We start from the raw sequence: 9,061 nt of genomic DNA on the forward strand, positions 1-9,061 counted from the left end.
AATAGTTTGGGAGAACAAGAGGTAAAAGGTCAATCTTTTGAAGGGAGCCAAGTCTTGCAAAGACAAGGGTCTTCGCAAGAGATTGGGGGAGCAATGGAAGCGAAGCCGTCAGAACATGTAGAGTCTTCGCAAGCCGATAAAATAAATAGAACAAGTGAAACAACACATATAGAATCCGCACAAGCAGAAGTAGCAGCATCGCAAGAAATTATGATAGATGCGACACAACAAAAGGTAGAGTTAGAAACCTTAGCTGAAGAAAATGAAATAAAAATAGAAACAGAAACAATATAAAAATATGTATTTAGTTACAATGCCTCGCTAGTTTATAGCGGGGCATTTTTTTGTAAGGGAGGTACATGAAGCGTGGATTTAGAGCACGAGGATATAGAGGAAAAAGAAGCCAAAAAGAAAGCGAAAATAAGTAAAGTTCGTAAACTATGGATGGTTAGTGGTTGTTTGTTTAGTAGTGTTTCTCTAATTGTAATTTTCTTTGTTTTAATAGGAATCGTCTTATTTATGCTTTTAGGTGATGAAAAAAAAGAACCAGTAAGTGGTGGGGGCGGGTTAATAGGTAATACAATTTGCCGTCCAGGGGATAAACAATTGACCGCAGCGGATTTAGACCCACACTTGAAGGGTGTGTTTACATCTAAGGGCCAAGCCTTTATTGATGCAGGTACACAAAATAATATTGATCCAGTCTTATTAACCGCTATAGCGATGCTAGAAACAGGTAACGGTACAAGTAATGCTGTGAAAAAATATAACAATCCAGGTGGATTAATGAACCCCGCAAGTACTAACATGACAGGCTTTATTCAGTTTGCGACATTAGAAGAAGGTATAAACGGCATGGCTCGTAACTTATACAAAAATTATATCGGAATGGGAATTACAACAATTGAAGCAATTGGTGCTAAGTATGCACCGCCGGGCGCGGCAAATGATCCGCACGGTACAAATGGTTTATGGCCAGCTTTAGTTACAAAGTTTGCTCAGCAGTTAGGTGGGCTTACATTTAACTGTACGCCAGCAGATAGCGGAGGTGTTGGGAATGTGGGTGATCCTAGCTCGTATGGATTTGTTTTACCGATTCCAGGAAGTCCACTTGTTACCAGCCCATATGGTCCACGTTGGGGAACCATTCATAAGGGGACTGATTATGCATGTACGCGAGGACAGACAGCAATTGGCGCGGCAAAAGCTGGTCGAGTTGGTTTTGCGCAGTTTGGAGCCAGTGGTAGTGGTTTTGGTGGATACGGAAATGCGGTAGTCTTAGAGCATGAAGGTGGTTTGTGGACGTTGTATGGCCATATGGACGCACTTTCGGTGCAACAAGGACAAATGGTTCAAGCAGGTCAACAACTGGGTATTTGCGGGGCTACAGGGCAAGTGACAGGACCTCATTTACACTTTGAAATCAAAACATCATTTAAATACGGACAGCTTGATCCAGCACCGTATATGCCGAAATAAGGAGGAAATCAAATGAAACAAATATTACAAATTGGCGCAATTATCGCGTTGAGTATTACAAGTTTGACGCTATGGAGTAGTAATTCTGATCTAAAGGGTGAGGCTAAACAACAGAAGACAAAACTTACAGCTAAAATAAATGAATTGAAGAATGAAAATAGAGAATTAGAAGAGCGTTTGCAAGTTTTAAAAGAAAATACGCAAGAAAAAGGTCAGGTAGTGGCCAAAAATTTTGTAGAAACTTTAATGACTTATGACAGTAATGATAAGGAGAAAAAAGGGCTTGAAGCGTTACGGAAATTAGTTAAGGGAGAAGCGGAAAATAAATTGTTTAATGCTGGTGAGGATTCACATAAGCAAATTGATGATGCAGCCATTCATTACATGACAAAAGCGAATGTAAAAGATATGTACTATACACGTTCAGCTGAAGACAAAGCAGATGTTACTGTCAATTATGAATACGTAATTTCAATTGAGGGAGAGAAGAAAAAAGAGAATCACAGCATGAAATTAAGCTTGGTACTAGAAAATGAAAATTGGTTTGTAGAAAATTATGATTTCAAAATAGAGAATGGAACAGAAGGGCCGTAAAAGTACGGAATTAGGAAAGGGTTTTAAAATGAAAAAATTTAATTTGGCATATAAAGAGGTTCGAGTATTTGAAGTGACTGTTGAAGCGGGAACGGTTGAAGAGGCAATAAAAAAGTTTAATAGAATGTCCCATCAAGATAGGGAAAGAGTGAATCGAAACATTACAGTTCAGGAAAGAGAGCAGGAAAATGCAAGCTTTAAATAATAATTATAAAGTTTTGCTTTGTATCATAATAGGTATTGCTTTTAATGTATGGGCTTATGAAAGACCTTTAATTGAAGCGATATTCGCTCTAGCATACTTAATGCTTTTTCTATTTATATTATTTGCAACATGCTATTTCATGTTGTGGAGTAAGGTTAGGAAAATGAAATCAGAGCATTGAATAATTGAGTGGATTTTATATAAGGGCTTTAAGAGAATATATCCAAAATATGAAGGAGGAAGAGGAAATGAATGAAAATATGACAAGTAACTTTTTAGAGGTTGAGGAAAAATTAATGAGTCAAAGTAGGAAATGGGGCATGGATACGGAATTAATACGGAAACAAGCAATTGAGGCGAACAATGAAATAATTAAAGAACTAGAAGAATATGAGACTTCAAATAAACAAGTTGCTTTAGAACTGACAGTACGAATTATTGATTTAAAGCAACAAAATGAAATGCTTAAAGAGCCAATGGAGCCAGTTGATCACGAAGTACAAGAGTGTTGGAAAAGTTTCTGGAGGAAAATCCTTGTAAAAAATGGCCAGTTAGATATTGGCCAAGTAAAAAAAGAATTGTTTGATTATAAATATGTAAGGGACCAAGCTAGTTTGGTATATTCAGAGCTATCCGGATTAAGCAAGGTGTTTTATCCAGCGCAGAGCGTGATTAACAGAGCGAGAGAACAGCAGAAAGAGTTAGAAGTAGAAATGTATCTAGATGATATAAGGGCAATGGCTGATAAATCAGGGAAGGTCAATTTAAGTGATCTAGAACAATATTTTAATAAGTAAATTGAATAAAGGATGGAATAAGTATGCCAATGAGAATATTTAACGTGAAAAATGGATCGCATACGGAAAAGAAGATTAAGAAATTAATCGACGAGGGAATTGTAAGGTTGCCTATGTTTGAAAAAGAAATGGCTATTATAGACTTCTGTTTGGACCTGGAGATTGTCGAAAATCCAAAAGGTGAAAATTATGTTCTAATAATCTCGGGTTATTTGGATCGTTTAAAAGAATATATAAATGATGATCTGAATGAAATTACAAAACAAGAATTAAATTTAATTCTACCTAAAGGGAAAGTTATTGATTTTGCAGGAACACATGAACTAATAGAAGATGCTGGGTACCAATTAACGTTAACAGATGGGAGTTATCGTGAGGTTGTACTTGTATAATGATAAAGCGCCTCTTACACGTATGTAAGAGGCGCTTTATATTTTTTAAAAATCGTCGTCATCTTCTAATGGTTCTGTAAAATCTTCTAAGTAGTAATCATCCTCATTTAAATTAAAGCGAGGTTCTTCACCTTGTTTACGTATTAGTCCATCAAATTCTTCTCTTATTTTTATTCGGGAATTACGATCTCGTTTTCCAACATAAAATAAATGCGGGTTTAACATGAAACCATTCTCAGCTTTAACTATAAGTTGTTTTTTGCGTAGCTTCGTTATGCTTCTAGAAATATTGCCTTTGTCCATATTCATATCAGCGGCAATTTTCGTTTGTCTCATATATGTATGATTATTTTCTTTATTCATATGTTCGCAAAGGAAAAATAGCACCTTATAATCCGATCCGGTAAATTCATTGTCTTGTAAATGTTTAAAGGAATCTAAAATAATTGCTCCCCAGTATACAGGTATACTCACTCTTCTTCTTGGCATAATTTTCCTCCATTTGTTGTCATATTTACAATTTTTTCGAAATTTGTTGAGTAATACACAACTTTCAGTTGTATTATTAACAACTTTTAGGTTGTTTGATTTATGTACAAACCCCAGTAATGACAAGGATTTGTGTGTATTTTTCGCGTTATTCTATCCGTCCCCTTATATATTATATTGGTGTAGACTACTTGTAAACACAAAAGAAAATTGCGTATGCAAGTATAGATAGAAGGAAGGCGAATAAAAATGTCACAGTGGATTAAAGAAAAAGCATGGTGGATTGGTTTAGTAGTAACAGTTTTGATTGGATTATTTCCAGGTTGGTTTGCCAAGATTGGTGAGGGGATTAAAAATGCTATAGTTGAATATTGGTTGCAACTTTCGATAGCGGTTATTATTGTGTTGCTTGTGGCCATTTATTTACGTGTAGTTCATCGTGAATGATGAACACATTGGATCAGAAGATTTTTAGGGGCTTAAACTGACATATAACCCCGTTTTTGCTATGATTTTAGTATATATAAATAGCAGAATGGAGGCGTCAGGATGGGGAGAAGTAAGTCGATGAGAGATGCATATTATAGAAGTTATGCATCTCCAAGCGTTAGAACAGAAGTAAATTGTCATGATGTTACAAAGGATATGAAAAATAATGGTGCTTTTTACTGTATGGAGTGTGAGACACAAGTGGTTCATGCAGGGGGAGAAAGCCCTTATTATAGATTACCTTCAAAAGATGCGGAGCATGATATCGACTGTGATAATTATCTTCCGGTTGATGATACGTCAGAGCGAATTAGAAAGTTAGGGAAAAAACTAAAAGTTCAATTGAAAGCACCTTCTTTTCACGATCAAGAAAAAAGAAGTAATGATAAAGCTGGTCTAAAAGATAAGAAAGCATCATCTAAAATTGTAAACCCTGTTAAATCAGGTCCGGTAAAAACGATAGAAGATGCCAACAAAACAAAAACAGTTACTCTGAATAGTGCAGCGGATTTGCTTTATCATACTTCTTTTGATCGTCCTGAAGAGCATCGAAAAAATGTAATAAGAGAGTTACTTCAAAATAAACAATTTTATTATCGCGGTACATATGATGCACTACAGAAAGATTTTGAAGAGAAAATAGTAAGTCCCATAGTTTTCATTAAAGGGCGTTTACACAAAAATCAATTTTTCACATTTGATAAATACGGGTACTTTGACATACAAGATCATTACAAGGATTATGGATCAATAGAGTTAAGAGTAGATTTAAACGGTGTTCCAGAACTGGAAAAACGTTTTAAAAAATTGACTTGGTTTATTAGAAGTGGAAAACAGTCTACAGAAGTAGTTGGGGTAATGGGGAAAGTTATTGGAGTTGAAGAGAAGGAGGATAAAACTTTTATACATATTAGGTGTTATGACATTGATGTAGAGCCTAAAGATTAAGAATTACGTTTTCTATTTTTATATTTAGAACTATGGTAAAATAAAATACAACTGAATAACGTGGGCGGGAGGTTGCCAATCCTTTTTCTCTAATCTTAGAGAGAAAGGAGGTGACCGAATGGATTCTTTACTTACCTTATTACATGATGCTGTAAAAGTATTTCTTACAGTCTTTGCAACAGCTTGTGCAAATGAGTTAGCTAAGAAATTAAGTAATAAAAAAAATAAAAGAACCGCCCCAGCCGGCAAGCGAAAGGGCAGTTCTAAACGAAAATAAACGTTAGCAACCGTTCCGCCTTGCGGTAATCAGTTACTAGAAGAGATGTTGACAGCATCTCTTCTTTTAATATACGCAAAAAATAATAGTATAACTCTTTTAGTTACTAAAATTATAACAAATGTTTTTCTAAATGCAAAGTATGAGAAGGATTGGTGTTTTCCAATTGTAACAATCGGAAATGATTTGTTATATTTTGTAATCCGGTTGTTTTTATTTTGTTATGGGATTGTCATTTATATATAGTATAAATTTAGTTAGTAAGATAACTGTATATAAAGGTAGGTGAATGAAATGCGAAGCGTGGATTTTAAAGGTTTTAGTCAGTATCATCAGCGCGATCTTTTTGAAGTGAGCTTTGATACTTTACGTGAAGCGGCGACATTTGAGGGTACCTTCAATCTTAACCGTGGTAGTCATATGTTCTCTGTAGTAGCAAATCGGGATAAGTATAATGAATGTCTTGTTGAAGTGGTCTTCTCGTCTGATATGAGTAAAGAGCAAGTTGGAATAGGAATCAGAAATGCCCTTTCCATGATGTAAAGGGTTTTCTCCTGCTGCTGCTTCAAATAAGAGAAGTCGGTTTATAGGAGGCATCGAGCCACCTATAAACCGATTGTTTCTATGCTACGCATAAAAACAATAAGAGCTTGTACACATATCATTTCTCTAACGAAATGATATATGTTACAAGCTCTTTTCCTTATTTAGAAAAGGCTTGCGCACTTTTCTAAATAGCTTACCTAATTCCGTTGGAATTTTTGAACGGTAAGCATTAAGGGATAGTGGAATCCGTCCTTCCTTTGTTCTTCTAATTATAATTTTTGTTCATAAGAGGTGGTAAATGGTCTGCAAAAAGAAAAGGTAATCTAATAAAGCTAAGTAGGTTAAGGTGTTGTAAGCTCGTAAAGTACACTCGCAACAACACCTAAATCATTGAGCTTTATAAGATTCCCTAATCTTTTTTTGATACGTTGTACGCTTCACTTTGTTCGCGCCTTGACCACTCTTTTCACAAAAATTGCTTCCATTCCGAACAATGAAAGGAGCTGTTAAAGCTATGGAAACTACATATGAAATCGTAAGAATTAAACAAGAAATCAGAGAGGTTGAGACACCTCACATCCGTATCACAGGTTCGGATATAGCCGCTGAAGTAGCTACAAAATTTATTGGGGATGAAGACCGTGAAGTGTTCTTCGTGATGTGTCTGAACACGAAAAATGAAGTGGTTGCGGTACATCGTTGTCACGTTGGTCATCTAAATTCTAGTTTGGTGCATCCGCGTGAAGTGTTCAAGAGTGCAATTTTAAATAATAGCGCGTCAATCATTGTAGCGCATCAGCATCCAAGTGGAGATGTTTCACCATCAGAAGCAGACAAACAAGTGTCTCGTCGCTTGAAAGATGCAGGAGAGATTCTAGGGATTGAGTTGCTAGACAGCCTAATCGTGAATCATAGAGGGCGCTACTACTCCTTGAGAGAGAAGGGTTACTTACGATAAAAAAGAGAAAGAGAAGTTAATCTTCTCTTTCTCTTTTTTTCTTCAAAGGTGCTCATTTTAACAGGCATCGAGCCTGTAAAATGAGTCCATTCATTGCAAGCAATGAATGGGAATCACAAAGCTTTTAAAGGCATTTCGCTTTGTGATTTTTTAAAGAATGCAAATTACAAAGGGCATCGAGCCCTTTGTAATTTGAGTGTCCCTATACTTCGTATAGAAACACTACGCCTGTAGCGTCATTCCATTTCTCTTACGAAATGGAATATACTCACAGGCTTTTTACTGTTCTTTTTAAAGGGCTTGCGCACCTTTAAAAAGAAGTGTCAACGGAATCCCTCACGGGATTCTTTACGTTGCCACGGTTGGGAAAACAATAATTGTTGTATATTATAACAATTATTGTTGTAAGTTATAACAATGTATGTTATCTTTGTTATAACTTACAACATAGGAGGTTTTTTTATGACTAAAACAGTAGGGTTACTTCTTAATTCTTATCCTTATTTAGAAGAGAAATTAAATGCTTATGAAAATGTATTTACACATGATGAAGCGCTTCGCGCTTTAGAAACAGAAGAAGAGCGCACTTTCTTAAAATTACTTTGGTTTTTTAAAAACCCAAAGGAAAATAGTTTTGATATTAACTTGTTATATCAGCATTTGATAGGAGAAAAATTAGCTTTTGCATTAGATTTGATAGCTCATTATTTTAGAAATGACACGTATTTGCTTCAAGGTTCAAGTCATAATTTAATTTTGTCTAGCACTGAATATTATAGTCAAAGCGAATTCGCAAGAGAGTTGATAAATGCGGGTTTAGATTATACACAATCTAAAGTAGCGACATATAGAAAAAGAGGCAAATTTGTAGAAGAAGATGCGGTTATATCGGGTGTTCCATATTGGTCTGAAAGTACAGTTAGAAATTACATTGAGTATTTAAAGTTATATAGAGATAAAGATTATCAAGCATATGCTGATTATACGGTTGATACATCGCCAGAATACAAAACGGTAAGTGATAAGGGTGGACATAAACTTAAACCTAATGGCAGTCTTACAGTTGATACACCTATAGAATATAAAGTGAAAGATGATGTTGAAGATTAAAAGTTGAAATTTTAAAGGGAAATGAATGGAGTGAAAATATGAAGTTTGTTGAACGTCCTTTTTACAATATTAAGGGATTTGATTTTGGTGCTGTAGCTTGGGTTATTATGTTTTTTGTAGCACCAATGGTATTTTGGGTAATTCCAGCACAAGCAAAAATGGGATTAACAGAATCTATAGCATATTTATTTTCACTGGATTTTTATACTGGAACTAATGTTTCAACAAATGCACTTGGTCAAATACAAAATAAAACATTTCTTATGCTGAATATTGGTAAAATAACTGTTTGGACTTGGAGCGTTAGTACTTTACTAATATTCTTGTTCAAGGAACCTAAAGATTAAATAAATAAGGGATAAAAAGGGGGAATACAATGAAACTCAAAGGAGTTATAAGCAGTTTTCTAACGATGGGATTGTTATTTTCGGGATGTTCAGCAATTCAAAGTTCAAATCATGTAAAACAAACAAGTGAATCACAAGATATTGCACAAGTTATAGAGTTTCCATCAAACAAGTATCCAGAAACCGCAGCGCATATTAAAGATGCGATTGCAAGTGGCAAGACAGATATTTGTACGATTGATCGGAATGGAGCCGCTGAAAGGAGAAAACAGTCTTTAGCAAATGTTCCAACGAAAAAAGGATATGATCGGGATGAATACCCTATGGCGATGTGTTCCGAGGGTGGAGCTGGCGCAGATATTCGATACATAAAACCAGCTGACAATCGTGGTGCAGGTTCTTATGTAGGAAGTAAAGTTGGGAAATTACC

15 protein-coding genes are annotated in these 9,061 nt (G+C 35.4%); 14 read left to right on the forward strand and 1 reads right to left on the reverse strand.

The annotated features are described in order from the left end of the window. The 6 genes from BLT20_RS29495 to BLT20_RS29520 all read left to right on the forward strand — a co-directional run. Positions 1-294: hypothetical protein (locus BLT20_RS29495; RefSeq protein WP_141770002.1), on the forward strand; the 294-nt coding region annotated here is incomplete at its 5' end. Between the two features lie 72 nt (positions 295-366). Beyond that, positions 367-1,479 (forward strand): M23 family metallopeptidase, encoded by a 1,113-nt coding sequence (locus BLT20_RS29500; protein WP_000362625.1) that lies wholly within the window; start codon positions 367-369, stop codon positions 1,477-1,479. 12 nt (positions 1,480-1,491) lie between these two features. Further along, positions 1,492-2,073 (forward strand): hypothetical protein, encoded by a 582-nt coding sequence (locus tag BLT20_RS29505; protein WP_000809636.1) that lies wholly within the window; start codon positions 1,492-1,494, stop codon positions 2,071-2,073. Between the two features lie 28 nt (positions 2,074-2,101). Beyond that, complete coding sequence (locus BLT20_RS30715; RefSeq protein ID WP_172794692.1) at positions 2,102-2,278, forward strand: hypothetical protein; 177 nt, start codon at positions 2,102-2,104, stop codon at positions 2,276-2,278. 230 nt (positions 2,279-2,508) lie between these two features. Next, positions 2,509-3,075: a hypothetical protein gene (locus BLT20_RS29515; protein ID WP_256332089.1), complete on the forward strand. Its 567-nt coding sequence runs from the start codon at positions 2,509-2,511 to the stop codon at positions 3,073-3,075. 23 nt (positions 3,076-3,098) lie between these two features. Then, entirely contained in the window at positions 3,099-3,467 is a 369-nt protein-coding gene (locus BLT20_RS29520) for a hypothetical protein (RefSeq protein WP_061685333.1), read from the forward strand. A 45-nt stretch (positions 3,468-3,512) separates the two neighbouring features. Here the strand turns inward: BLT20_RS29520 and BLT20_RS29525 are convergent, their stop codons facing one another. Next, positions 3,513-3,956 (reverse strand): helix-turn-helix domain-containing protein, encoded by a 444-nt coding sequence (locus BLT20_RS29525; protein WP_061685334.1) that lies wholly within the window; start codon positions 3,954-3,956, stop codon positions 3,513-3,515. Between the two features lie 249 nt (positions 3,957-4,205). On the opposite strand from BLT20_RS29525, the gene BLT20_RS29530 reads away from it, so the two are divergent. The 8 genes from BLT20_RS29530 to BLT20_RS29560 all read left to right on the forward strand — a co-directional run. Beyond that, positions 4,206-4,403: a hypothetical protein gene (locus BLT20_RS29530; RefSeq protein WP_061685335.1), complete on the forward strand. Its 198-nt coding sequence runs from the start codon at positions 4,206-4,208 to the stop codon at positions 4,401-4,403. A 102-nt stretch (positions 4,404-4,505) separates the two neighbouring features. After that, the gene (locus tag BLT20_RS29535; protein ID WP_061685336.1) at positions 4,506-5,393 is read left to right on the forward strand and encodes a hypothetical protein; all 888 of its coding nucleotides are present in this window, start codon (positions 4,506-4,508) and stop codon (positions 5,391-5,393) included. Between the two features lie 118 nt (positions 5,394-5,511). Continuing rightward, on the forward strand, positions 5,512-5,670 hold the full coding sequence (locus tag BLT20_RS30720; protein ID WP_000377756.1) for a hypothetical protein: 159 nt from the start codon (positions 5,512-5,514) through the stop codon (positions 5,668-5,670). A 294-nt stretch (positions 5,671-5,964) separates the two neighbouring features. After that, a complete protein-coding gene (locus tag BLT20_RS29540) occupies positions 5,965-6,213 on the forward strand; it encodes a hypothetical protein (RefSeq protein WP_061685337.1) in 249 nt (82 codons plus the stop codon). Positions 6,214-6,730: 517 nt separating this feature from the next. Beyond that, positions 6,731-7,174 carry a JAB domain-containing protein gene (locus tag BLT20_RS29545; protein ID WP_080444359.1) on the forward strand — a complete coding sequence of 148 codons (444 nt, stop codon included), beginning with the start codon at positions 6,731-6,733 and terminating at the stop codon, positions 7,172-7,174. A gap of 462 nt (positions 7,175-7,636) precedes the next feature. Continuing rightward, positions 7,637-8,284 carry a hypothetical protein gene (locus tag BLT20_RS29550; protein WP_061685338.1) on the forward strand — a complete coding sequence of 216 codons (648 nt, stop codon included), beginning with the start codon at positions 7,637-7,639 and terminating at the stop codon, positions 8,282-8,284. A gap of 38 nt (positions 8,285-8,322) precedes the next feature. Beyond that, positions 8,323-8,631 carry a hypothetical protein gene (locus tag BLT20_RS29555; RefSeq protein WP_061685339.1) on the forward strand — a complete coding sequence of 103 codons (309 nt, stop codon included), beginning with the start codon at positions 8,323-8,325 and terminating at the stop codon, positions 8,629-8,631. A gap of 29 nt (positions 8,632-8,660) precedes the next feature. Beyond that, a partial coding sequence (locus tag BLT20_RS29560) for a NucA/NucB deoxyribonuclease domain-containing protein (RefSeq protein WP_090869613.1) occupies positions 8,661-9,061 on the forward strand: 401 nt, incomplete at its 3' end.

It is taken from the genome of Bacillus sp. cl96, from assembly GCF_900100505.1.
In the GTDB taxonomy this organism is placed as follows: Bacteria; Bacillota; Bacilli; order Bacillales; family Bacillaceae_G; genus Bacillus_A; species Bacillus_A cereus.

Bases quoted from the DNA above. Each gene is read 5' to 3' on its own strand.
- BLT20_RS29550 (WP_061685338.1), top strand. From the start codon at position 7,637: ATGACTAAAACAGTAGGGTTACTTCTTAATTCTTATCCTTATTTAGAA.
- BLT20_RS29525 (WP_061685334.1), bottom strand. From the start codon at position 3,956: ATGCCAAGAAGAAGAGTGAGTATACCTGTATACTGGGGAGCAATTATT.
- BLT20_RS29535 (WP_061685336.1), top strand. From the start codon at position 4,506: ATGGGGAGAAGTAAGTCGATGAGAGATGCATATTATAGAAGTTATGCA.
- BLT20_RS30720 (WP_000377756.1), top strand. From the start codon at position 5,512: ATGGATTCTTTACTTACCTTATTACATGATGCTGTAAAAGTATTTCTT.
- BLT20_RS29530 (WP_061685335.1), top strand. From the start codon at position 4,206: ATGTCACAGTGGATTAAAGAAAAAGCATGGTGGATTGGTTTAGTAGTA.
- BLT20_RS29540 (WP_061685337.1), top strand. From the start codon at position 5,965: ATGCGAAGCGTGGATTTTAAAGGTTTTAGTCAGTATCATCAGCGCGAT.
- BLT20_RS29545 (WP_080444359.1), top strand. From the start codon at position 6,731: ATGGAAACTACATATGAAATCGTAAGAATTAAACAAGAAATCAGAGAG.
- BLT20_RS30715 (WP_172794692.1), top strand. From the start codon at position 2,102: ATGAAAAAATTTAATTTGGCATATAAAGAGGTTCGAGTATTTGAAGTG.
- BLT20_RS29515 (WP_256332089.1), top strand. From the start codon at position 2,509: ATGAAGGAGGAAGAGGAAATGAATGAAAATATGACAAGTAACTTTTTA.
- BLT20_RS29555 (WP_061685339.1), top strand. From the start codon at position 8,323: ATGAAGTTTGTTGAACGTCCTTTTTACAATATTAAGGGATTTGATTTT.
- BLT20_RS29520 (WP_061685333.1), top strand. From the start codon at position 3,099: ATGCCAATGAGAATATTTAACGTGAAAAATGGATCGCATACGGAAAAG.
- BLT20_RS29505 (WP_000809636.1), top strand. From the start codon at position 1,492: ATGAAACAAATATTACAAATTGGCGCAATTATCGCGTTGAGTATTACA.